Annotated in this window: 19 protein-coding genes; 14 read left to right on the top strand and 5 right to left on the bottom strand. The window is 64.8% G+C overall.

Translation table 11 applies throughout. From position 1 onward, the window contains the following. Positions 1 to 4: 4 nt before the first annotated feature. The 3 genes from guaA (at position 5) to tadA (ending at position 3,707) form a co-directional block, all read left to right on the top strand. Positions 5 to 1,582 carry a glutamine-hydrolyzing GMP synthase gene (gene guaA, locus J3A71_RS23850; RefSeq protein ID WP_016485109.1) on the top strand — a complete coding sequence of 526 codons (1,578 nt, stop codon included), beginning with the start codon at positions 5 to 7 and terminating at the stop codon, positions 1,580 to 1,582. Between the two features lie 263 nt (positions 1,583 to 1,845). Then, positions 1,846 to 3,228, top strand: coding sequence for a multicopper oxidase family protein (locus tag J3A71_RS23845; protein ID WP_016485110.1), 1,383 nt, complete (start codon positions 1,846 to 1,848; stop codon positions 3,226 to 3,228). Continuing rightward, positions 3,228 to 3,707, top strand: a complete 480-nt coding sequence (gene tadA / locus J3A71_RS23840) for a tRNA adenosine(34) deaminase TadA (protein ID WP_023047716.1) — start codon at positions 3,228 to 3,230, stop codon at positions 3,705 to 3,707. The genes J3A71_RS23845 and tadA overlap by 1 nt, the downstream gene beginning before the upstream one ends. 107 nt (positions 3,708 to 3,814) lie before the next feature. On the opposite strand, the gene mltF is transcribed toward tadA, so the two are convergent. Continuing rightward, complete coding sequence (gene mltF / locus J3A71_RS23835) at positions 3,815 to 5,272, bottom strand: membrane-bound lytic murein transglycosylase MltF (RefSeq protein ID WP_016485112.1); 1,458 nt, start codon at positions 5,270 to 5,272, stop codon at positions 3,815 to 3,817. A 557-nt stretch (positions 5,273 to 5,829) separates the two neighbouring features. Between mltF and purL the strand changes: the two genes are divergently transcribed. Both purL and J3A71_RS23825 read left to right on the top strand, forming a co-directional pair. Then, a complete protein-coding gene (gene purL / locus J3A71_RS23830) occupies positions 5,830 to 9,729 on the top strand; it encodes a phosphoribosylformylglycinamidine synthase (protein ID WP_096425646.1) in 3,900 nt (1,299 codons plus the stop codon). Positions 9,730 to 9,732: 3 nt separating this feature from the next. Beyond that, positions 9,733 to 10,044 (top strand): NIF3 1, encoded by a 312-nt coding sequence (locus J3A71_RS23825; RefSeq protein WP_016485114.1) that lies wholly within the window; start codon positions 9,733 to 9,735, stop codon positions 10,042 to 10,044. Between the two features lie 106 nt (positions 10,045 to 10,150). Here the strand turns inward: J3A71_RS23825 and tatC are convergent, their stop codons facing one another. Genes tatC through tatA form a run of 3 tightly spaced genes read right to left on the bottom strand, consistent with a single transcriptional unit; the run spans position 10,151 to position 11,429 of the window. Then, positions 10,151 to 10,909 carry a twin-arginine translocase subunit TatC gene (tatC, locus tag J3A71_RS23820; RefSeq protein WP_096425647.1) on the bottom strand — a complete coding sequence of 253 codons (759 nt, stop codon included), beginning with the start codon at positions 10,907 to 10,909 and terminating at the stop codon, positions 10,151 to 10,153. Beyond that, positions 10,906 to 11,196, bottom strand: a complete 291-nt coding sequence (gene tatB / locus J3A71_RS23815) for a Sec-independent protein translocase protein TatB (RefSeq protein WP_095115767.1) — start codon at positions 11,194 to 11,196, stop codon at positions 10,906 to 10,908. Before tatB ends, tatC begins: the two co-directional genes overlap by 4 nt. After that, positions 11,196 to 11,429 (bottom strand): twin-arginine translocase TatA/TatE family subunit, encoded by a 234-nt coding sequence (gene tatA, locus J3A71_RS23810; RefSeq protein WP_016485117.1) that lies wholly within the window; start codon positions 11,427 to 11,429, stop codon positions 11,196 to 11,198. The genes tatB and tatA overlap by 1 nt, the downstream gene beginning before the upstream one ends. Positions 11,430 to 11,574: 145 nt before the next feature. On the opposite strand from tatA, the gene gspK reads away from it, so the two are divergent. Next, entirely contained in the window at positions 11,575 to 12,540 is a 966-nt protein-coding gene (gspK, locus tag J3A71_RS23805) for a type II secretion system minor pseudopilin GspK (RefSeq protein WP_096425648.1), read from the top strand. 146 nt (positions 12,541 to 12,686) lie between these two features. On the opposite strand, the gene J3A71_RS23800 is transcribed toward gspK, so the two are convergent. Next, a complete protein-coding gene (locus J3A71_RS23800) occupies positions 12,687 to 14,762 on the bottom strand; it encodes a PhoX family phosphatase (RefSeq protein ID WP_016485119.1) in 2,076 nt (691 codons plus the stop codon). A 223-nt stretch (positions 14,763 to 14,985) separates the two neighbouring features. Here J3A71_RS23800 and J3A71_RS23795 point away from each other — a divergent pair, with 223 nt between their 5' ends. From J3A71_RS23795 to J3A71_RS23760, 8 genes are read left to right on the top strand one after another with little or no spacing between them, the layout of a single operon-like run. Continuing rightward, positions 14,986 to 16,626: a lipoprotein UxpA gene (locus J3A71_RS23795; RefSeq protein WP_096425649.1), complete on the top strand. Its 1,641-nt coding sequence runs from the start codon at positions 14,986 to 14,988 to the stop codon at positions 16,624 to 16,626. Then, complete coding sequence (locus J3A71_RS23790; protein ID WP_095115761.1) at positions 16,623 to 17,048, top strand: pilus assembly protein PilZ; 426 nt, start codon at positions 16,623 to 16,625, stop codon at positions 17,046 to 17,048. The genes J3A71_RS23795 and J3A71_RS23790 overlap by 4 nt, the downstream gene beginning before the upstream one ends. Positions 17,049 to 17,051: 3 nt before the next feature. Then, positions 17,052 to 18,818: a type II secretion system secretin GspD gene (gspD, locus tag J3A71_RS23785; protein WP_177434962.1), complete on the top strand. Its 1,767-nt coding sequence runs from the start codon at positions 17,052 to 17,054 to the stop codon at positions 18,816 to 18,818. Next, complete coding sequence (locus J3A71_RS23780; protein ID WP_096425651.1) at positions 18,818 to 20,266, top strand: ATPase, T2SS/T4P/T4SS family; 1,449 nt, start codon at positions 18,818 to 18,820, stop codon at positions 20,264 to 20,266. The genes gspD and J3A71_RS23780 overlap by 1 nt, the downstream gene beginning before the upstream one ends. Positions 20,267 to 20,269: 3 nt before the next feature. Then, complete coding sequence (gene gspF / locus J3A71_RS23775; RefSeq protein ID WP_016485124.1) at positions 20,270 to 21,472, top strand: type II secretion system inner membrane protein GspF; 1,203 nt, start codon at positions 20,270 to 20,272, stop codon at positions 21,470 to 21,472. A gap of 17 nt (positions 21,473 to 21,489) precedes the next feature. Then, positions 21,490 to 21,924, top strand: a complete 435-nt coding sequence (gene gspG / locus J3A71_RS23770) for a type II secretion system major pseudopilin GspG (RefSeq protein ID WP_016485125.1) — start codon at positions 21,490 to 21,492, stop codon at positions 21,922 to 21,924. A 2-nt stretch (positions 21,925 to 21,926) separates the two neighbouring features. Continuing rightward, positions 21,927 to 22,364 (top strand): type II secretion system minor pseudopilin GspH, encoded by a 438-nt coding sequence (gene gspH, locus J3A71_RS23765; RefSeq protein WP_096425652.1) that lies wholly within the window; start codon positions 21,927 to 21,929, stop codon positions 22,362 to 22,364. Next, positions 22,361 to 22,729 (top strand): type II secretion system protein GspI, encoded by a 369-nt coding sequence (locus J3A71_RS23760; protein WP_016485127.1) that lies wholly within the window; start codon positions 22,361 to 22,363, stop codon positions 22,727 to 22,729. Before gspH ends, J3A71_RS23760 begins: the two co-directional genes overlap by 4 nt. Positions 22,730 to 22,740 lie beyond the last annotated feature (11 nt).

Here is a 22,740-nt window from a genome sequence, read left to right as displayed (position 1 = left end):
AGTCATGGCCCTCGACATTCACGCTCACCGCATCCTGATCCTCGATTTCGGTTCCCAGTACACCCAGCTGATCGCCCGCCGCGTGCGCGAAATCGGCGTGTACTGCGAACTGCACCCGTTCGACATGGACGATGAAGCGATCCGCGAATTCAACCCGCGCGGCATCATCCTCGCCGGCGGCCCCGAGTCGGTCCACGAAGCCAACAGCCCGCGCGCGCCGCAGGCTGTGTTCGACCTGAACGTACCCGTGCTGGGCATCTGCTACGGCATGCAGACCATGGCCGAGCAGATGGGCGGCAAGGTTGAAGGTTCCGACCTGCGTGAGTTCGGTTATGCCCGCGTGGACGTGGTCGGCAAGAGCCGCCTGCTCGACGGCATCGAAGATCACGTTGACGCCGATGGCGTGCTGGGCCTTGATGTATGGATGAGCCACGGTGACAAGGTCACCCAGATGCCCGGCAACTTCCATGTACTGGCCAGCACCCCGAGCTGCCCGATCGCCGGCATGTTCGACGATTCTCGCGGCTACTACGGCGTGCAGTTCCACCCGGAAGTGACCCACACCAAGCAGGGCGGTCGCATCCTGTCCCGTTTCGTGCAGGACATTTGCGGCTGTGAAGCCCTGTGGACCGCCTCCAACATCGTTGAAGACGCCATCGCCCAGGTGCGTGCGCAAGTCGGTTCGGCCAACGTCCTGCTGGGCCTGTCCGGCGGCGTTGACAGCTCGGTGGTTGCTGCACTGCTGCACCGCGCCATCGGCGACCAGCTGACTTGCGTATTCGTCGACAACGGCCTGCTGCGCCTGCACGAAGGCGACCAGGTGATGGCCATGTTCAAAGAGAACATGGGCGTCAAGGTGATCCGCGCCGACGCTGAAAAGCAGTTCCTCGACAACCTGGAAGGCGAAGCCGACCCGGAGAAGAAGCGCAAGATCATCGGCCGCACCTTCATCGACGTCTTCGACGCCGAAGCCAGCAAGCTGGATAACATCCAGTTCCTCGCCCAAGGCACCATCTACCCGGACGTGATCGAGTCGGCTGGCGCCAAGAGCGGCAAGGCCCACGTGATCAAGTCGCACCACAACGTGGGTGGCCTGCCGGAGGAAATGAACCTCAAGCTGGTCGAGCCGCTGCGTGAGCTGTTCAAGGACGAAGTGCGCAAGATTGGCCTGGAACTGGGCCTGCCGTACGACATGGTCTATCGCCACCCGTTCCCGGGCCCGGGCCTGGGCGTGCGTATCCTTGGTGAAGTGAAGAAGGAATACGCCGACATCCTGCGTCGCGCCGACCACATCTTCATCGAAGAACTGCGCAAGGCCGACTGGTACCACAAGACCAGCCAGGCATTCGTGGTGTTCCAGCCGGTCAAATCGGTGGGTGTTGTTGGCGACGGCCGTCGCTACGCCTGGGTCGTGGCCCTGCGTGCCGTCGAAACCGTGGACTTCATGACCGCGCGTTGGGCACACCTGCCATACGAGCTGCTGGAAACTGTCAGCGGCCGTATCATCAACGAAATCGACGGTATCTCGCGCGTTACCTACGACGTGTCGAGCAAGCCGCCGGCCACCATCGAGTGGGAATAAGTTGAGCCACAAGGGCGCCGCAAGGCGCCCTTGTTGTATCTGTCGCCTGTCCTGGCCCCTTTGCGGTAAAACCGCCCCCACAAAGTGCTGCAAGCCTCAATCACTGTGCGGTCCCTGTGGCAGCGGGTTTACCCGCGAAGAGGCCAGCCCAGGCAAAACAAGACTTCACTTAATCTTTCGCATTTGCAGGTGTATCGTATTCGCCCTTCATTGCCAGCCACTGCTGGCAGCTTGATTGCGCCGAACACGAGGTACCCGCACCGATGTCCTTCACCCGTCGACAAATGCTCAAAGGCCTGACCGGCCTGGTTGTGGTTGGCCTGGGCGCCGGTGGCGCGGTGCGTTACTGGCTGGGCAAGGTCGAAGATGACAACGCCGGGCATGATTACGAGCTGATCGCGGCGCCGCTGGACGTCGAACTGGTGCCGGGCTTCAAGACCGAGGCCTGGGCCTTCGGCCCGTCGGCACCGGGCACCGAGCTGCGTGTGCGCCAGGGTACCTGGCTGCGGGTACGCTTTATCAACCACCTGCCGGTGGAAACCACCATCCACTGGCATGGCATTCGCCTGCCGCTGGAAATGGACGGCGTGCCCTACGTGTCGCAACTGCCGGTCAAGCCAGGCGAGTACTTCGACTACAAGTTCCGCGTGCCGGACGCCGGCAGCTACTGGTACCACCCGCATGTCAGCAGCTCCGAAGAGCTGGGCCGCGGCCTGGTCGGCCCGTTGATCGTCGAGGAGCGCGAACCTACAGGGTTCCAGCATGAGCGCACGTTGAGCCTGAAGAACTGGCATGTGGACGAGCAGGGTGCCTGGCTGCCTTTCAGCATCCCTCGCGAGGCGGCGCGTAACGGTACGGCTGGGCGGCTGATCACCATCAACGGCCAGGCCGACTCGGTCACCGAGCTGCCGGCCGGCCAGGTGGTGCGGGTGCGCCTGCTGAACCTGGACAACACCTGGACCTACCGGCTCAACCTCAAGGGCAACTGCGAGGCGAAAATCTACGCGCTCGACGGCAACCCGGTGACCCCGCGGCCGCTGGAGGATGAATACTGGCTCGGCCCCGGCATGCGCATCTGTCTGGCCATACGTATTCCCGAAGCGGGTGAAGAAATCTCCCTGCGCGACGGTTTCGTGCGCCTGGGTACACTGCGTTCAGTGCCCAGTAACGACGCCGTGGGTGGCTGGCCGCCAGCGCTGCCGCCCAACCCGATCGCCGAGCCGGACCTGGAGAATGCCGAAAAGCTCAACTTCAATTTCGAGTGGGCGGCCAGCGTCTCTGTCACCCCCGACCCGGACAAACCGTCGAGCATGTGGCAGATCAACGGCCAGGCCTGGGATATCACCGACAAGACCTGCGCCGACCGCCCCATCGCCACGTTGAAAAAGGGCAAGAGCTACATCTTCGAGCTCAAGAACATGACCCAGTACCAGCACCCGATCCACCTGCACGGCATGAGCTTCAAGGTGATCGCCTCCAACCGTCACGACATAAAAGAGCCGTGGTTCACCGACACCTACCTGCTGGGCAAGAACGAGCGCGCCCAGGTAGCGCTGGTGGCGGATAACCCGGGTACCTGGATGTTCCACTGCCACGTCATCGACCACATGGAAACCGGCCTGATGGCCGCGATTGCGGTGGTCTGATGCGCCCGCAGATCATCGATCGCAGCCGTGATCAGGAGTTCATGCAACTGGCCCTGGCCCTGGCGGCCGAGGGCGCGGCCCTCGGCGAGGTGCCGGTGGGCGCGGTGCTGGTGCAGCATGGGCAGGTGATCGGCCAGGGGTTCAACCGGCCGATCATCGACAGCGACCCCAGCGCGCATGCCGAGATGGTGGCCATCCGCGCAGCGGCGAAAACAGCCAGTAATTACCGGCTGCCCGGCAGCACCCTGTATGTGACCCTGGAACCGTGCAGCATGTGTGCAGGGCTGATCGTGCATTCGCGGGTGATGCGGGTAGTATTTGGCGCGCTGGAGCCCAAGGCAGGCATTGTGCAGAGCCAGGGGCAGTTCTTCGGCCAAGGCTTCCTCAACCATCGGGTGATGGTGGAGGGCGGGGTGCTGGCGCAGGAGTGTGGGCAGATCCTCAGCGATTTCTTCAAGGCCCGCCGGGCCAAGACCTAGCGTTCCAGAAAGGCCCGCATGGCAATAGATTCTTTGTGGCTATACCGGCCTCTTCGCAGCGCAAGGCTGCTCCTGCAGGAAATCTATTGGCCTGAGGGCGATGGTGCCTACATCGGCGGCGACTGTTCTGCCGGCTTGGTCTTGTTGACCCCGGGCACATGCAGGTTGCCTTCGGCCACCTGGCCTTCCAGTTGCGGCTGGGTCACCCAGGTAAGGATGTCGTAGTAGCGGCGGATGTTGGCCACGAAGTGCACCGGCTCGCCGCCACGGGCATAACCGTATTTGGTCTGCCGATACCACTGCTTCTGCGACAGGCGCGGCAGCATCTTCTTCACGTCCAGCCACTTGTTCGGGTTGAGCTTCTCGCGCTTGGCCAGGGTACGGGCGTCTTCCAGGTGGCCACTGCCGACGTTATAGGCAGCCAGGGCGAACCAGGTGCGGTCCGGCTCCTGGATACTGTCGTCCAGCTCGGCCTTGATCTTCATGAAATACTTGGCACCACCCTGGATGCTCTGTTTCGGGTCCAGCCGGTTGGACACACCCATGGCCTGGGCGGTGCGCTGGGTCAGCATCATCAGGCCGCGAACACCGGTCTTGGAGGTGACCTCCGGCTGCCACATCGATTCCTGATAGCCGATGGCGGCCAGCAGACGCCAGTCCACCTGCTCGACCTTGGCGTAGCTCTTGAAGTGCTTTTCGTACTTGGGCAGGCGCTGTTGCAGGTGCTGGGCGAAGGTGTAGGCACCCACATAACCTAATACGTCGACATGGCCGTAATAACGGTCTTTCAGGCGTTGCAGGGTGCCGTTCTTCTGTGCCTTGTCGAGAAATTCGTTGATCTCGTTGAGCAGGCTGTTGTCTTCGCCCGCTGCCACTGCCCAGCGCTGGTCGCGGGTGTCGCCCACGTCGAAGGCCACGCGCACGTTGGGGAAGTAAACCTGGTTCATCGCCAGCTCGTTGGAGTCGACCAGGGTCAGGTCGATCTGCCCTTCGTCGACCATGCGCAGCAGGTCGACCACCTCCACCGCATCCGACTCTTCATATTCAAGGCCGGGGTTCTGCTTTTTCAGCTCGGCCAGCAGGTCGGCATGGCTGCTGCCTTTGAGCACCATGATCTTCTTGCCGACCAGGCCCTTGGCGTTGGTTGGGCGGGGCCGGCCGTTGCGGTAGATGACCTGTGGGGTCACTTCCAGATAAGGGTGCGAGAATTTCGCCTGGGCGGTGCGCCGTTCGCTGCTGACCAGGCCGGCTGCAGCCAGCACCGGGCCGGAGGGTTTGCCGAGGTCGTCGAACAGCTCATCGAGGTTGTCGGCAGTCTCGATCTCCAGTTTCACACCGAGATCGTCGGCGAAATGCTTGACCAGCTCGTATTCGAAACCGGTTTCGCCGTTGCGATCCTGGAAGTAGGTGGCCGGGCTGTTGCGGGTGATCACGCGCAGCACGCCATCCTCCTTCACGCGCTCGAGGGTGCTGGGTTTTTCAACGCAGGCACCGAGCAGCAGAAAGAGTCCGGTTGCGAGAAGCCATTTGGCGCAACGCTGGCGCAAAGCAGTGTGGGCGAACATAGGTTGCAGTATACGCAAAGGACCGGTTCAGCCATATCTCGACAACGGTTAGCTTGTCTGGTAGCGGTTTATGTGTTGTGGGGCGTGGCGGAGGATTGCGTTGGGGCCACCAGGTGCTGGCCTTGGGAGGTTTGTCGCGTGGAAGATCGAGCGCCGCCCGCGCGGCGCTTCGCGGGGCAAGCCCGCTCCCACATTTGTTTCGGGCCAGTTTCTCCTGCCTCCATTGGCGCGCGCACCCGGGGTGCATGGCTGGAAAGGGATGAAAAGCATCAGCGCAACACGCGATATCGAATGGAGCAAACAAGGGCCCGCGCGCCAATGGTTCAGGAATGATTGGCCTGAAACAAATGTGGGAGCGGGCTTGCCCCGCGAAGCGCCGCGCGGGCGGCGCTCGATCTTCCACGCGACAAACCTCTCAAGGCGAGCACTTCAAATTCTGACCCGAAAGTCCGGTTACGCCGCCCGGCAGCCGTGGCTTAGAGCGGGTGCCGAAAACCATCGAAGTAGGCTAGAATGCACGGCCTCTAAGCACACCCCTTCCTGAGGCTGTCCCGACGATGTTGATCCTGCGCGGCGCTCCTGCCCTTTCTGCCTTTCGCCACGGTAAATTACTCGAGCAACTGAGCCAGAAAGTCCCCGCTGTTACTGGTTTGTATGCCGAATTTGCCCACTTCGCCGATGTCGATGGCGAGCTGACCGCCGACCAGCAGCAGGTGCTGGGCCGTCTGCTCAAGTACGGCCCGAGCGTGCCGGTACAGGAGCCGACTGGCCGCCTGTTCCTGGTCGTGCCGCGCCTGGGCACCATTTCGCCGTGGGCCAGCAAGGCCAGCGACATCGCCCACAACTGCGGCCTGCAGTCGATCCAGCGCCTGGAGCGCGGCATCGCCTATTACGTTGCCGGCACCCTGAGCGACGCTGATGCCGCGTTGATTGCTGCCGAACTGCACGACCGCATGACCCAGCGCGTGCTCGGCCAGCTGGAGCAGGCGTCCGACCTGTTCAGCCACGCCCAGCCCAAGCCGATGACCTCGGTGGACATCCTGGCCGGTGGCCGTGACGCCCTGGCCCAGGCCAACATCGACCTGGGCCTGGCCCTTGCCGAAGACGAGATCGACTACCTGGTCGCTGCCTTCCAGGGGCTCAAGCGCAACCCGAACGACATCGAACTGATGATGTTCGCCCAGGCCAACTCCGAGCACTGCCGCCACAAGATCTTCAACGCCAGTTGGGACATCGACGGCCAGGCTCAGGAAAAAAGCCTGTTCGGCATGATCAAGAACACCTACCAGATGCACAGCGAAGGCGTGCTGTCTGCGTACAAGGACAACGCCTCGGTCATCGTCGGTAACGTGGCCGGCCGCTTCTTCCCGAACCCTGAAACCCGCCAGTACGGCGCGGTGCAGGAGCCGGTGCACATCCTGATGAAGGTGGAAACCCACAACCACCCGACTGCCATCGCCCCGTTCTCCGGCGCCTCCACCGGCTCCGGTGGCGAAATCCGCGATGAAGGTGCTACCGGCCGCGGCGCCAAGCCCAAGGCGGGCCTGACCGGCTTCACCGTGTCCAACCTGCGCATTCCGGGCTTCGAACAGCCTTGGGAGCAGGCCTACGGCAAGCCTGAGCGTATCGTCGACGCCCTCGACATCATGATCGAAGGCCCGCTGGGTGGCGCCGCGTTCAACAACGAATTCGGTCGCCCGGCCCTGACCGGTTACTTCCGTACCTTCGAGCAGGCCATCAATACCCCGCACGGTGAAGAAGTGCGCGGCTACCACAAGCCGATCATGCTGGCCGGTGGTATGGGCAACATCCGTGAAGACCACGTGCAGAAGGGCGAGATCACCGTCGGCGCCAAGCTGATCGTGCTCGGCGGCCCGGCCATGCTGATCGGCCTGGGTGGCGGCGCCGCTTCGTCGGTGGCTACCGGTGCCAGCTCGGCTGACCTGGACTTTGCCTCGGTACAGCGCGAAAACCCGGAAATGGAGCGCCGTTGCCAAGAGGTCATCGACCGCTGCTGGCAGCTGGGTGACAACAACCCGATCGCCTTCATCCACGACGTGGGCGCGGGCGGTATCTCCAACGCTTTCCCCGAGCTGGTCAACGACGGTGGCCGTGGTGGCCGCTTCGAGCTGCGTAACGTGCCAAATGACGAGCCGGGCATGGCCCCGCACGAAATCTGGAGCAACGAATCGCAAGAGCGTTACGTGCTGGCCGTCAGCGCGGTCGACTTCGAGCGTTTCCAGGCCATCTGCGAGCGTGAGCGTTGCCCGTTTGCCGTGGTCGGTGAAGCAACCGAAGAGCCGCACCTGACCGTAAGCGACAGCCACTTCGGCAACACGCCTGTGGACATGCCGCTGGACGTGCTGCTGGGCAAGCCGCCGCGCATGCACCGCTCGGTTACCCGCGAGGCCGAGCTGGGCGATGACTTCGACCCGAGCGAGCTGGACCTGGACAACGCCGTGCAGCGCGTGTTGAACCACCCGGCCGTGGCCAGCAAGAGCTTCCTGATCACCATTGGCGACCGTACCATCACCGGCCTGGTTGCCCGCGACCAGATGGTCGGCCCGTGGCAGGTACCGGTCGCTGACTGCGCCGTCACCGCCACCAGCTTCGACGTCTACACCGGTGAAGCCATGGCCATGGGCGAGCGCACCCCGCTGGCGCTGCTGGATGCCCCGGCGTCCGGGCGCATGGCCATCGGTGAAACCCTGACCAACCTGGCGGCTTCGCGCATCGAGAAACTGTCCGACATCAAACTGTCGGCCAACTGGATGTCCGCCGCCGGTCACCCGGGTGAAGATGCCCGCCTGTACGACACCGTCAAGGCTGTCGGCATGGAGCTGTGCCCGGAGCTGGGCATTACCATTCCGGTCGGCAAAGACTCGATGTCGATGAAGACCAAGTGGAGCGATGAGGGTGGCGAGAAGAGCGTCACCTCGCCAATGTCGCTGATCATCACCGGCTTCGCCCCGGTCACCGACATTCGCAAGACCCTGACCCCTGAACTGCGCATGGACAAGGGCGAGACCGACCTGATCCTGATCGACCTGGGCCGTGGCAAGAACCGCATGGGCGCCTCGATCCTGGCGCAGACCTACGGCAAGATTGCTGCCCAGGCACCGGACGTGGACGACGCCGAAGACCTCAAGGCCTTCTTTGCCGTGATCCAGGGGCTGAACGCCGACGGCCACCTGCTGGCCTACCACGACCGCTCCGACGGCGGCCTGATCACCACCGTGCTGGAAATGGCCTTCGCCGGCCACTGCGGCCTGGACCTGCAACTCGACCCACTGACTGACAACCGTAAAGACGTACCGGCCATCCTCTTCAACGAAGAGCTGGGTGCGGTTATCCAGGTTCGCCAGGATGCCACCCCGGACGTGCTGGCGCAGTTCAGCGCGGCTGGCCTGGGCGAGGAGTGCGTCGCGGTGATCGGCAAGCCGGTCAACAACGCCGAAGTGTCCATCAGCCTGAACGGCGAAGTGCTGTTCGACGACGACCGTCGCATGCTGCAGCGTCAGTGGGCCGAGACCAGCTACCAGATCCAGCGCCTGCGCGACAACGCTGACTGCGCCGACCAGGAATTCGACCTGCTGCTCGAGGAAGACAACCCAGGCCTGTCGGTCAAGCTGGGCTTCGACGTCAACGACGACATCGCTGCGCCGTACATCAAGAAGGGCGTGCGCCCGCAAGTGGCCATCCTGCGTGAGCAGGGCGTCAACGGCCAGGTCGAGATGGCCGCTGCCTTCGACCGTGCCGGTTTTGCCGCCATCGACGTGCACATGAGCGACATCCTGGCGGGCCGTGTCAACTTCGAGGCCTTCAAGGGCCTGGTCGCCTGCGGTGGCTTCTCTTACGGTGACGTGCTGGGTGCCGGTGAAGGCTGGGCCAAGTCGGCGCTGTTCAACGCCCGTGCCCGTGATGCGTTCCAGGCCTTCTTCGAGCGTACCGACAGCTTCGCCCTGGGCGTGTGCAACGGTTGCCAGATGATGTCCAACCTGCACGAGCTGATCCCGGGCACCGAGTACTGGCCGCACTTCGTGCGTAACCGCTCGGAGCAGTTCGAGGCTCGCGTTGCCATGGTCGAGGTGCAGAAGTCCAACTCGATCTTCCTGCAGGGCATGGCCGGTTCGCGCATGCCGATCGCCATTGCTCACGGTGAAGGCCATGCCGAGTTCGCCAATGAAGCGGCACTGCTGGAAGCCGACCTGTCCGGTTGTGTGGCCCTGCGCTACGTCGACAACCACGGCAAGGTCACCGAAGCCTACCCGGCCAACCCGAACGGCTCGCCGCGTGGTATCACCGGCCTGACCAGCCGCGACGGCCGCGTGACCATCATGATGCCGCACCCGGAGCGCGTGTTCCGCGCCGTGCAGAACTCCTGGCGCCCGGATGAGTGGCAGGAAGATGCCGCGCTGATGCGTATGTTCCGCAACGCGCGGGTGTGGGTGAACTAAGGCGTGTACAAGCTCGCCTTCTTTGTCCCCGCCAGCCATGTCGAGGTGGTCAAGGCCGCTGTGTTCGCTGCTGGTGGCGGGCGCATCGGCGACTATGACCACTGCGCCTGGCAAACCTTGGGCCAGGGCCAGTTCCGCCCGTTGGACGGCAGCCAGCCGTTCCTCGGGCAAGCCGGTCAGGTCGAGGTGGTGGAGGAGTGGAAGGTAGAGCTGGTGGTGGCTGACGAGCTGATTGCCCAGGCTGTCGCAGCGCTGAAGCAAAGCCACCCGTACGAGACGCCAGCCTATGAGGTCTGGCGGCTCGCCGAGTTCTAGACCGCATCAAGGCCATCGTTTGGCGAGCCAGCGCCCACAGGGATATCACCCTTTTCAGATCCTGTGATATCCCTGTGGGCGCTGGCTTGCCGGCGATAGGGCCCTGTCAGTCAGGCACCATCTCCTTGCCTTGTTCAGGCTGCTTCAACATTCCACACGCCAGCAACCCCACCTCGAACAGCACCCACATCGGCACCGCCAGCATCGTCTGCGAAAATACATCCGGTGGCGTCAAAATCATCCCCACCACAAAGCACCCGACGATCACGTAGGGCCTGCTGCGCCGCAATGTGGCCACATCCGCCAACCCCACCCAGACAACGATGAACGTTGCCACCGGGATCTCGAACGCCAGCCCGAATGCCAGGAACAGCGCCAGGATAAAGTCCAGGTACTGGCTGATATCGGTCATCATCGCCACACCGTCCGGCGTCACGCTGGCAAAGAAACCGAACATCATCGGGAATACCAGGAAGAACGCGAACGCCATGCCGGCATAGAACAGCACGATGCTCGACACCAGCAGTGGCAGGGCAATGCGCCGCTCACGGCGGTACAGCCCCGGTGCCAGAAAGCCCCATGCCTGGTGCAGTAGCAGCGGCATGGCGATGAACAGTGCGCACATTGCGGTCAGCTTGAACGGCGTCAGAAACGGCGAGGTGACGCTGGTGGCGATCATGCTGGCGCCTTCCGGCAAAAAGCGCCGCAGCGGTTCGGAGATGAGCGTGTACAACGTCTGGGCGAAGGGGAACAGGCCGGCGAATACCAAGGCCACCAGTGCCAGGCAACGCACCAGGCGTTTGCGCAGGTCCCGCAGGTGTTCGGTCAGCGGCATGCTGGCTGTCGGGTCCATGGCAATACTCATGAGGCGTTTTCCTTGGGGGCGGCGAGCGTGGTGGCATCATTGGCCGGCACCGTGTTCAGGCTGATGCCCTGGCGTATTTCCTGTTCCAGGCGCTGCAGCGGTGCGCTGTCGAGGTTGGGCAACTCGATTTCGCGTTCTACCTGCGTGCGCAAGGCGTACATGGCCCGGCGTGCTTGGCCCAGGCCGCGCCCGAGGGTGCGCGCTGCAACCGGCAGGCGCTCCGGGCCCAGCACCAGCAGCGCGACGACGCCCACCAGCAGCAGCTCGCTGAAGCCTACCTCGAACATCAGGCCTGACGGTCCGCTTGAGGCTGCTGCGCGGCTTGGCCGGTCAGCGGGGCCTGTTGCTGAACCTGCGCCTGGCCAGTTGCGTTGGCATCAGTGTCGCCGCCCATGGACTTGCGAAAACCCTGGATCGCCTCGCCCACATCGCTGCCCAGGCCCTTGAGGCGCTTGGTACCAAACAGCAGGAATACGATCAGCAGTACGATCACCAGTTGCCAGATTCCAATGCCACCCATTGCCACCACTCCTGTAAGGTCATGAAAAGGAAGGGCAATCCTGCCTCGTGCAGATGACGCGCAGATGACGGACTGGCATTGCCATCTACCTGCAACACACCGCGTGTTGACTGGCGTCTTTATTCTGCGAGCGAGGCACGCACGGATGGGTGGCAGGCAACAGCAGGGTGCGGCCCTGCTGATGGTGATGGTGGTGCTGGCAATGCTGGCGGCGGGCATGGCCTGGTTGGTGGAAGATGGCCGGCGCCAGGTGGATGAAGTGCGCATGCTGCACCAGCGCATACAGGTGCGGGCTATGGAGCAGGCCGGCCTGGCCTATGCCGAGCAGGCTCTGCGCGACCCCGCCTGGCGGCTTAGCCCGCTGTTCTGGCAGGCCTTGCGGGGGCAGCCGCTGAATTACGACTTTGGCGCCGGGCAGGCGCAGCTGCGGGTGCGCGACCAGCACACCTGCTTCAACGTCAATGCGCTGCTGGGTGCCGATGGCGAGCGCGCCGAGCGCCAATTGCGTCACCTGCTGGGCGACGACATGGCCGCCGAACGCCTGGTCGATGCGCTGGCCGACTGGCTCGACGCCGACAGCGACACCCGCCTGCAGGGCGCCGAAAGTGCCCAGTACCTGCGCCAGCAACCGCCGCGCCTGGCGGCCAACCAGCCGATGCTCGACACCAGCGAACTGAACCTGTTGCTGGAGCCGGACGCCAGCCGCCAAGCGCGTTATCCGATGCTGTGCGCCTTGCCCGAGATCACCGGCTGGCGTCTGAACGCCAATGCGCTCGGGCTGGAGCACCTCTCGTTGCTGGAAGCGCTGTACGAAGGGCGCTATTCGCGGTCGCTGCTCAGCCGCATCATCAGCGGGCGGCCGGCGTCGGGGTATGTGGATGCGGCCGCGTTGCGCCAGGCGCTAGGGGCGGTGGATGACGAAACGTTTGAACGGCTGAGTGAGGGTTTGCTGCTCAACAGCGGGTACTTCCTGCTGCAGCTGTCGTTCGAGGAAGAGGGGCGGGTGATACGCAGCGAGTTTCAGGTAGAGGCGCTGGGAGTGGTGCAATGGCATGCCCGGGTGCCGGCGCAGCAGGTGCGGGTGCGTAGCCGGGAGCCGATGGCCTGGTAGGGCTCGATATTGCCGGGGCTGCTTTGCAGCCCTTTCGCCGGCAAGCCAGCTCCCCCAGGAAACCAAGGCATTCATGGCCTGTGATATCCCTGTGGGAGCTGGCTTGCCGACGAAAGGGCCGCAAAGCGGGCCCGTAAACAGCTCGATCAGGCAGTCCCGATCTCCCCGCCATCAATCCGCTGAATCACCACCGTCGAAGCCCGCGGCCTTACCTTGGCTCCGGCCGGCGTAGCATCGGTTGCCTTGTCGGTATACGGCCAGTTCCCCGGGTGCTGAATGTTCACGAACAAGGTCTTGTTGTCCGGGGTAAAGGCAATCCCGGTCACTTCGCAGTCATTCGGCCCAACGAAGAAGCGGCGCAGGTCCACCTGGTTCTGTGCGTTCACCGGCACCTGCTTGCCGGTGGCGTCCACCAGGTCGGTAGGGATCACCGCCAGCAGTTGGTCGTTGGTGTAATCGGTGAGGGTGCTCTCGCCGTTGTCGGTCTCGAACCACAACACGCCACGGCTATCGAAACTCATGCCGTCGGGGCTGGCGAACTGGTTCAGTTCGGTCAGGCCGGAGCGGTTGATGTCGGCGGTACCGGCCGCGTTGGCGCCGAACACGAAGATGTCCCAGGTAAAGCTCAACTGGTCGTCGCTGTCATGCCAGCGAATGATATGGCCGTGGCGGTTCGGGCCGCGCGGGTTGGCCGCATCGACCTTCTCCGGGGTGCGCGCGCTGTTGTTGGTCAGGGTCAGGTACACATCGCCGTTCAGCGGGTTGACCGTGGTCCATTCCGGGCGGTCCATCGGTGTTGCACCCACGGCATCGCCGGCACCCCGGGTGTTGAGGATGATGCCCGGCAGGTCACCATACAGCGCACCCAAGGTGCTACCGCCCGTGGTGGCAGTGGCCACATCCAGCAGCAGCCATACACCGGTGCCATCGGCATTGAAGCGGGCCACGTAGAGTTTGCCCTGGTCCAGGTACTTGGCGCCGGTGGCCAGGCGGTCCGCCGGAGTGGCGTCGGCGGCATCCCACACGGCGGTGGACACCCACTTGTACAGGTACTCGTTGTTCGAGTCGTCACCCATGTACCACACCAGCGGCTTGCCGGCGACAGGCAGGCCTGGTGCGCAGCCCTCGTGGCGGAAACGGCCCAGGGCGGTGCGCTTGGTGGCCAGGGTGCTGCTGTTGTACGGGTCGATCTCGACGATATAGCCGTAGGTGCTGGCTTCGTTGCGGTAGTCGTCGGTAGCGCTGGCGCCCTTGACGGTCACATCGAAACGGGCGAATTCGTCAGCCACTTCAGTGCTGTCACCGGCAGCGCTTTCCCACTTGTACTGGCCGCTGGAGGTGCCTACGCCAATGCGGCGCTGGTCTTCGGGGCGGGTGCCCTTGTTGACGAAGATGCCCGGCCAGTTCTCTTCACAGGTCAGGTAGGTGCCCCACGGGGTATAGCCGTTGCCGCAGTTGTTGTTGGTACCGCGGCAGTGGGTACCGGCGGTGGAGTATTTGGTCTTGACGTGGTCGGTGCCGCGCAGCGGGCCGGTGATTTCCATGCGCGAAGCCGTGGTGAAGCGGCGGTTCAGCGGGTCGTTGTCGACCACTTGCCAGCGGCCGCTGACTTTCTGCAGGCGTACCACGCCAGCGCCATGGGCATTGATTTCCTTGCGCACCTCCTCGACCGGGCGCTTGCCGTTGACATCGGTGGTCGGGCCGGCCGGGTGCAGGGCGGCGGTGTCGATGTACTCGAAGTTGATCGCCAGCAGGCCGTCTTCCGAGCTGCCGTTGATAGGGAAGAAGTGCATGCCGTCATGGTGCATGCCCATGGCGTTGGCCTGGTCGGTCGAGGTGTTGCTGCCGTCGGGCTTCCATGGGTTGGCGTTGCTGTTCAGTGGCGTGCCCCAGGGCGCCAGCACGTAGGCGCTGTAGCCGGCGGCAACCACGCAGGCGTCGGTACGCGAGCCGGGGATGGACTGGAAGCCCAGTGCCAGTTTCGGCACCTCTGGTTCGGTGACAGGCGGCTCGGTCACCGGTGGTTCGGTGACCGGATCATCGTGATCGGAACCACCACCGTCGAAGCAGCCTGTCAGGCCGGTACCGGCGATCATGGCGATGGCGGCGCCCAGGCTGCCGCGCATCACGCTGCGGCGGCTCAGGTAGGCGTCCATGACATTGGCCATCGGCATGTTGCCGCTGTGGTTCCGGTCCAGGTTGTCGCCGGTATCTCGACTCATCAGGGTGTCCTTGTAGTGGCTGAGTTAGAGGAACCCGCGACTTTAGGGGGGAAATATGATGATTGATTGGCAGAAATGTTAAGGGGCTTTTAAAACGGCGCGCTCTTAGAAATTACGCTGACAGATCAATTTGGAATTGCTGTCGGATTTCTGCCATCAAACTGTAATGCCAACGCCGCAACATCCGGGGCCCTGAATGGTGCGAAAAAGGATGGCGGGTGCGATGGCGAGCAGTGTGCACAGGCGCGAAGTGATCGGCTGGATGGGTGTCGGGGCATTGGCACCGCTGCTCGGCGCCTGTTCCGCCTTCCCTGGGCAGCAGGGCGGCAACGCCCGGCTCGACCTGCTGTACGTGGCCGATACCCTCGATGCCCGCCAACCCGGCCAGGCCGTGGTGCCAGCCACCCGCCTGGGGCCGGTCAGCCACCTGGGCCGCGCGCCGTGGATGACCGGTAGCAGCGCCAGCCTGGCCTACCCGCAGCTGGCGCCGCTGCTCGATGCCAGCCAGGCAACATCAGCCCAGCTCGGCGGCTATGCGGTGCTGGCGGCCCTGCTGGAGCAACTGCGCGGCGAGGCCGGCGCAGGCAACAGCCTGACCCTGGAGAATGGCCAGGGCTGGAACGGCAGTGGGCTGGCCTACCTGACCCAGGGCGAGAGCGGGGTGCAGGGCAGCCAATTGCTGGGTATCGAAGCGCGGGTCAGCAGTGACGAGCGTGTGCTGTGGCCACAACGCAGCACAGGGCTGTATCGCCAGGCGGGTGCAGTTAGCCTCGGCGCCGGCCTGGCGGACGGGCAACGCCAGGCCCTGGGCCTGGAAGCCTTGCACGTCTTCGAGCGCGGCGGCGCCCGGGTTGCCGTGGTCGGCGTGACCGACCCCTACGCCCAAGACCAGAAAGCCTCTCTCAAACAGTGGTACCAGTCACTTCAGCCGGTCTTCGAGCAGGCCCGGCGCGAGGCCGACCTGGTGGTGGCCATGGCCGATGTCGGCACCGGCCCCGGCCTTTGGCTGGCCGAGCGTGTGCCCCACATCGATGTGCTGTTGTGCGCCCGTGGCCAGGACCTGTGGCCGGCGCCCGTCGAGGTAACCCAAGCCAGTGGTCGCCGGGTACCGGTGCTGTTCGCCGGTTGCCGGGGCAGCGGTGCGTTCCGCCTGCGCTGCCAGCGTGTGGCCGGGCAGTGGCACTTCGACGGGCGTTTTTTCCCGGCCTTTGAACAACAACTGGCGCCTGCCGCGCAGCTGCGCGTCGCGCCATTGCAGGCAGAGCTGCGCCAGCAACGTGCCGGCCATGCGGCGTGGCTCGACCAACCGCTGGCCCGTGCGCCTCAGGCCTTGTGGCGCCGCGATACCCGTGGCGGTAGCTGGGACCGCCTGCTGCATCAAGCCTTGGCCGATGACAGCAGCATGCCCGTGCTGTTGCCGGGCCTGCGTTACGACTACCCGCTGCCCGCAGGTGCATCGATCACACGCGAACACCTGATCAGCCTCACCGGTGGCTACCCGGCGCCGGTGGTCGAAGCGCCGGCCCGGCAAGTGGAGCAAGTGCTGGAGAACGCGGCAGAGCAGTTGTTCGGTGACCCGCTGTTGCTGGACAACAGCCAGGATCTGCCCCGCTGGCAGAGCCAGGCTTGGCGCGTCAGCTACAGCCCGCAAGGCAAGCGCGTCACTGGGCTGGAGCCAGTGCAGGGCCTGTGCCGCACCTTCGGCCTGCAGTTTGAAAGCCAGGCTGGCGAACCCCTGTGGCAACGGGTCGAAGCCTGGCTCGCCCGGCAGCGTGGCGACTGGCAGTTGGCACCGCTGCAACTGCCCGAAGTGCGTTACGTGCAGGGGCATCCGGGCTGGCACCCACGGCAGTTGGCCTCGTGACGCTCGCCTCGCGCGTTTTCACCGGCGCTGGCCTGACCCTGGCCGGTTGGCTAGCCGCCCAGTGCGTGCTGCAACTGAGCCGCCAGCCGCAACCGGCCATCGCGCCGGTGGCCGCCGCCAACCCGCTGCCCGGGCTGATGGTCGGGCACTGGCAAGCGCCCATCGACGATGGCGCCATCGCCATTACCCGCCTGCCATTGCACTACCTCGGCGGCCTCAGGGCGCAGCCGCTGTCTTCCAGCGTAGTGGTGCTGCGCTACGGCCAGCAGGTGCGCACCCTGGCCCGCGGTCAGCGCCTGGCGCCGGGGATCGTGCTGCAGGACATCGACACCGATGGCCTGATTTTCAACAACCAGGGGCGGCGTGAACGCTTGCCCTGGCCGCCACGCCCCGCCGTGACCGGCTTCAAGCGGCAAGGATGAACGATGCCTGTTAGATACTGCGTGGCCGCCGTGTTGAGCCTGGCCCTGGCCACAGGCCTGCCTGAGGCACGCGCCGAAGAGCCAGTGTTCGATGAAAATGGTACGCCGATGTACGAGGTGAACTTCGTCGACACCGAACTGGGCGAATTCATCGACAGCGTGTCGCGCATCACCGGCACCACCTTCATCGTCGACCCCCGGGTCAAGGGCAAGGTCACCGTGCGCACCGTTGACCTGCACGACGCCGATGCCATCTACGACATCTTCCTGGCGCAGTTGCGCGCCCAGGGCTACGCCACCGTCGACCTGCCCAACGGCAGCGTGAAGATTGTCCCCGACCAGGCCGCGCGCCTGGAGCCGGTGCCGGTGGAGGCGGGTGGGCAGCAGGGCGAGGGCAGTGACAGCGTGGCAACTCGGGTATTCAATGTGCGCAACGCCGCCAGCGAGCAGGTGCTGGGTATCCTCAAACCGCTGATCGACCCACGGGTGGGGGTGATCACCCCGTACCCGGCGGCGCACCAGTTGGTGGTAACCGACTGGCGCAGCAACCTGGACCGTATCGCCAGCTTGCTGCGCCAGCTTGACCGCCCTCAGGAAGCACCCGGCAGCGGCAGTACCCAAGTCATCTACCTGCGGCACGCCAACGCAGGTGAAGTGGTCAAGGTGCTGCGCGGGCTTGGTCAGGAAGGCATGGCGCCGGCTGAAGGCACGGGCGCAGGCGAGGCCAAGGACAGGCCGGTGATGGCCGCTGCCGGTGCCCCGGGCATCCGTCTGGAGTACGAAGAAGGCACCAACGCCGTGGTCATGGTCGGCCCCGACAGCGAGCTGGCCGCCTACCGCACCATCGTTGAACAGCTGGACATCCGCCGCGCCCAGGTCGTAGTGGAGGCCATCATCGCCGAGGTGTCCGATAGCAGCGCCCAGGAGTTGGGCGTGCAATGGCTGTTTGCCGACGAAAAATTCGGGGCCGGCATCGTCAATTTCGGCAGCAATGGGGTAAACATCGCCAACATTGCCGGGGCTGCTGCCGGCGGTGACAACCAGGCCCTTGGCGACCTGTTGTCCGCGACTACCGGCGCCACGGCGGGCATCGGCCATTTCGGCGGCGGGTTCAACTTTGCCATGCTGGTCAATGCGCTGAAGGGCAAGAGCGGCTTCAACCTGCTGTCCACGCCTACCCTGTTGACCCTGGACAATGCCGAAGCATCGATCCTGGTCGGCCAGGAAGTGCCGTTCGTTACCGGCTCGGTGACGCAAAACAACGCCAACCCCTACCAGACCATCGAGCGCAAAGAAGTCGGGGTGAAGCTGCGCATCAAGCCGCAGATCAACATCGACAACAGCGTGCGCCTGGACATTGTCCAGGAAGTGTCGTCGATCGCCGAGTCCAGCGCGGCCAGTGACGTGATCACCAACAAGCGCGAGATCAAGACCAAAGTCATGGTGGAAGACAATGGCCTGGTCATTCTCGGCGGCCTGATCAGCGACGAGTTGAGCACCAGCAACCAGCGCGTGCCGCTGCTCGGTGACATCCCTTACCTGGGCCGGCTGTTCCGCTCCGATGCCAGCAAAAACACCAAGCAGAACCTGATGGTGTTCATCCGCCCGCGCATTCTGCGGGACGGGCCGAGCCTGGCCGGGCTCAGCGAAGAAAAATACCGCACCTTGCAGCAGACCACGCCATTGCAACTGCCGGACCTTGCCGAGGGTACGCCGCTGTTGCAGGTATTCCCCTCCAGCCGCGCGCGCCTCGAAGGCGGTGCCTGGTGATGCTGCCCTATCGCCAGGCGCGGCAGAGCGGGGTGGCCATGACCACCACGGAACAGGGCTGGCAGCTGTGGCTGCGGCCCGACGCCGACAGTGCCCAGGTGCAGGAGCTGCTGCGGGTGCATGGCCAGCCGTGCAGGCTCGAATACCTGGAACCTGCCGTGTTCGATGAGCGCCTCGGCCAGCTGTACCAGGCTGGCGATGGCGCCACTGAAGCGTTGATCGAAGGCATTGGCGACCAGGTCGACCTGGACAGCCTGATGAGCGAGATGCCGCAGATCGAAGACCTGCTGGAAAGCGATGACGAAGCCCCGGTAATCCGCCTGATCAATGGTCTGTTCGGCCAGGCCCTGCGCCTGCGTGCCTCGGATATCCATATCGAAACCTTCGAGCAAAGCCTGGTGGTGCGCCTGCGGGTCGATGGCCACCTGCGCGAAGTGTTGCGCCCGCCACGTGCGCTGTCGGCCATGCTGGTGTCGCGGATCAAAGTCATGGCACGCCTGGATATCGCCGAGAAGCGCCAGCCCCAGGACGGCCGTATTACCCTGCGCGCGGCAGGGCGTGAGGTGGATGTGCGGGTTTCGACCCTGCCCGGCATTCATGGCGAGCGCGTGGTCATGCGTGTGCTCGACAAGCAGGCCAGCTTGCTGGCGCTGGGCAACCTGGGTATGCCGCCCTCGGTATTGCAAGGCCTGCGCAGCTGCCTGGCCCGCCCCAATGGCATCGTGCTGTCCACCGGCCCGACCGGTTCAGGCAAGACCACCACCCTGTACGCCAGCCTCAACAGCCTCAACGATGGCAGCCGCAACATCCTCACTGTCGAGGACCCGGTGGAATACGCCATCGCCGGCATCGGCCAGACCGCTATCAACCCGCGTGCGGGGCTGACCTTTGCCAGTGGCCTGCGTGCGATTCTGCGCCAGGACCCGGACGTGATCATGCTCGGCGAAATCCGTGACCAGGAAACCGCGCAGATCGCCGTGCAGGCCAGCCTGACCGGCCACCTGGTGCTGTCCACCCTGCACACCAACAGTGCCGTGGGCGCGGTGACCCGCCTGCGCGACATGGGCATCGAACCGTTCCTGATTGCCTCGTGCCTGCGTGGGGTGCTGGCCCAGCGCCTGGTGCGGCGCCTGTGCAGTTGCGCCGTAGCGCAGCCGCTGCAACATGCCGAGCGTGGCCTGTGGCCGGAACTGGCGGCGCTGGGTAGCAGCTACCACCCGGTGGGCTGCGAGCTGTGCCAGGGCAGCGGCTATGTCGGGCGCGTGGGCCTGTACGAATTCATCGAGCTGGATGCCGGGCTGATCTGCTTGCTGTATGACGGCGCCAGTGAACTGGCCATGCAGGATTACCTGGCCGAACGCCGGCAGAGCCTGGTCGCGATGGCCAGCGACTGCCTGGCCCGTGGCGAGACCAGCCTGGCCGAAGTGCTGCGCGTGGTGCAGGGCTAACCCATGCCGACCTATCGCTACCTGGCCGTGGACCTCACCGGCAAGACCCGCAAGGCCAGCCTGCAGGCTGACAGCGAACGCCATGCGCGCCAGTTGCTGCGCGAGCAGGGCCTGTTTGCCCGCCAGTTGCAGCGCCAGGACATCAGCAACCGGCAACCCCGGCGCCAGCGTCTGAGCCAGCCCCAACTGTGTGAGCTAACCCGTCAATTGGCGACGCTGACCGGTGCCGGCATCCCCTTGGTCGATGCCTTGGCCACCCTTGAACGCCAACTGCGCCAGCCGGCCCTGCACAGTGTGCTGGTGGCCCTGCGCGGCGCTCTCGCCGAAGGCCTGGGCCTGGCCCGCAGCCTGGCCCGCCAGGGGGCGCCGTTCACTGGCTTGTACTGCGCGTTGGTCGAGGCCGGCGAACGCTCCGGACGCCTGGCACAGGTGCTGACCCGGCTGGCCGACCACCTGGAACAGGTGCAAAGGCAACAACACAAGGCGCGTACTGCGCTGATCTACCCCACCGTATTGATGGGCGTATCGCTTGCCGTGGTCATCGGCCTGATGACCTTTGTCGTGCCCAAGCTCACCGAACAGTTTGCCCACGCCGGGCAAAGCCTGCCGCTGATTACCGCGTTGCTGATCGGCCTGAGCCAGGGGCTGGTGCACGCCGGGCCCTGGTTGCTGGGGTTGGCGCTATTGACGGGTGGGCTTGGCACCTGGCTGCTGCGCAAGCCGCACTGGTGCCTGCGCCGTGACCAGTTGCTGCTGCGCTTGCCGCGTATCGGCAGCCTGTTGCAGGTGCTGGAAAGCGCACGCCTGGCGCGCAGCCTGGCGATTCTCAGCGGCAGTGGCGTGGCCCTGCTCGAAGCCTTGCAAGTGGCCACCGAAACCGTCGGCAACCGGCGCATACGCCTGGCCATGGAGCAGGTGCGCCAGCAAGTGCAGGGCGGCACCAGCCTGCACCGTGCCCTGGATGCCAGCCAGCAATTCCCGCCGCTGCTGGTGAACATGGTCGGCAGCGGCGAGGCCAGCGGCACCCTGGCCGACATGCTCGAGCGTGTGGCCGACGACCAGGAGCGTGGCTTTGCGCGCCAGGTGGATACCGCCATGGCGCTGTTCGAACCCCTGATGATCCTGGTGATGGGCGCCGTGGTGCTGTTCATCGTGCTGGCGGTGCTGCTGCCGATCATGCAACTCAACCAGGGCCTGCAACTGTGAATACAAGGAGCACTGCCATGCAGCATCGACGTAACCGCCAGCGCGGTTTCACCCTCATGGAAATCATGGTGGTGATCTTCATCATCGGCCTGCTGATCGCCGTGGTTGCACCCAGCGTGCTGGGCAACCAGGACAAAGCCATGAAGCAGAAGGTAATGGCCGACCTGGCCACCCTGGAGCAGGCGCTGGACATGTACCGGCTGGACAACCTGCGCTTCCCCAGCAGCGAGCAGGGCCTGGCCGCACTGGTGAAAAAACCTAGCCAGGAACCGCTGCCGCGGGCCTGGCGCAGCGACGGCTATGTGCGACGCCTGCCGCAAGACCCGTGGGGCACCCCGTACCAGTACCGCATGCCCGGTGAACATGGCCGGGTTGATGTGTACTCGCTGGGTGCCGATGGCCAGCCAGGCGGCGAAGGCCAGGATGCCGACCTGGGTAACTGGGCGCTGTAAGGGTGCGCCGTCAGCGGGGCTTCAGCCTGATCGAATTGCTGGTGGTGCTGGCCATCGCCGGGCTGATGACAGGCCTGGCAGTGGTCGGCCTCGGCGGTGGCCAGGCCCGTGTCGATCAGGCCCTGCAACGCCTGGCCAGCGAAACTCGCGCCCAGGCCGCGCTGGCCCGGCATGCCGGGCAACTGCGGGGCCTGCGCTGGAATGGCCGACGCCCGGAGTTCGTGCGGCGTGAGGGGAATGCCTGGGTGGTCGAAGCGGTCGGGCTTGGCGACTGGCCCAAGGGCCTGCACCCGGACTGGCCCGCCAGCCCGCAGCCCCACTTGGTGTTTACCCCGCATGGCTGGGCACAGCCGGGCAGCGTGCGCTGGCGCTGGGCCGATGGCAGCCAGCAATGGGCCTGGAGCCGCGATGGCCGTTTACAGGTAGCGGTTGCACCATGAAGCGACGCCAGCGTGGCTTCACCTTGCTGGAGGTCACTGTGGCCTTGGCGATCGCCGCTGTGCTGGCGGTGATCACCAGCCAGGTCCTGCGTCAGCGCCTGGCCGTGCAGCACAACCTGCAACAACACCGCCTTGGCCTGTTGTGTGCCCGCGAACTGCAAACACGCTTCGCCGTCGAGCAATTCTGGCCTGCCGCCAACCCGGTGAGGGGTGAACTGAGCCAGGGTGGCCAGCCGTGTCATTGGCAACTGCAACTGCGCCGCACTGGTGTGCGCGACCTGCGCCGTGGCGAGCTGCAACTGTTCGCCGACCGCGACCAGCGCGTGCCACTGGGCCAGTACACCGTGTTTCTGGAGCGCCCATGACAAGCTCGCCA

It is taken from the genome of Pseudomonas sp. PvP089 (assembly GCF_017875165.1).
In the GTDB taxonomy this organism is placed as follows: Bacteria; Pseudomonadota; Gammaproteobacteria; order Pseudomonadales; family Pseudomonadaceae; genus Aquipseudomonas; species Aquipseudomonas fortuita.
This window is presented reverse-complemented; position numbering and strand designations above follow the sequence as displayed.

Bases quoted from the DNA above. Each gene is read 5' to 3' on its own strand.
- guaA (WP_016485109.1), top strand. From the start codon at position 5: ATGGCCCTCGACATTCACGCTCACCGCATCCTGATCCTCGATTTCGGT.
- J3A71_RS23845 (WP_016485110.1), top strand. From the start codon at position 1,846: ATGTCCTTCACCCGTCGACAAATGCTCAAAGGCCTGACCGGCCTGGTT.
- tadA (WP_023047716.1), top strand. From the start codon at position 3,228: ATGCGCCCGCAGATCATCGATCGCAGCCGTGATCAGGAGTTCATGCAA.
- mltF (WP_016485112.1), bottom strand. From the start codon at position 5,272: ATGTTCGCCCACACTGCTTTGCGCCAGCGTTGCGCCAAATGGCTTCTC.
- purL (WP_096425646.1), top strand. From the start codon at position 5,830: ATGTTGATCCTGCGCGGCGCTCCTGCCCTTTCTGCCTTTCGCCACGGT.
- tatC (WP_096425647.1), bottom strand. From the start codon at position 10,909: ATGAGTATTGCCATGGACCCGACAGCCAGCATGCCGCTGACCGAACAC.
- tatB (WP_095115767.1), bottom strand. From the start codon at position 11,196: ATGTTCGAGGTAGGCTTCAGCGAGCTGCTGCTGGTGGGCGTCGTCGCG.
- tatA (WP_016485117.1), bottom strand. From the start codon at position 11,429: ATGGGTGGCATTGGAATCTGGCAACTGGTGATCGTACTGCTGATCGTA.
- gspK (WP_096425648.1), top strand. From the start codon at position 11,575: ATGGGTGGCAGGCAACAGCAGGGTGCGGCCCTGCTGATGGTGATGGTG.
- J3A71_RS23800 (WP_016485119.1), bottom strand. From the start codon at position 14,762: ATGAGTCGAGATACCGGCGACAACCTGGACCGGAACCACAGCGGCAAC.
- J3A71_RS23795 (WP_096425649.1), top strand. From the start codon at position 14,986: ATGGCGAGCAGTGTGCACAGGCGCGAAGTGATCGGCTGGATGGGTGTC.
- gspD (WP_177434962.1), top strand. From the start codon at position 17,052: ATGCCTGTTAGATACTGCGTGGCCGCCGTGTTGAGCCTGGCCCTGGCC.
- J3A71_RS23780 (WP_096425651.1), top strand. From the start codon at position 18,818: ATGCTGCCCTATCGCCAGGCGCGGCAGAGCGGGGTGGCCATGACCACC.
- gspF (WP_016485124.1), top strand. From the start codon at position 20,270: ATGCCGACCTATCGCTACCTGGCCGTGGACCTCACCGGCAAGACCCGC.
- gspG (WP_016485125.1), top strand. From the start codon at position 21,490: ATGCAGCATCGACGTAACCGCCAGCGCGGTTTCACCCTCATGGAAATC.
- J3A71_RS23760 (WP_016485127.1), top strand. From the start codon at position 22,361: ATGAAGCGACGCCAGCGTGGCTTCACCTTGCTGGAGGTCACTGTGGCC.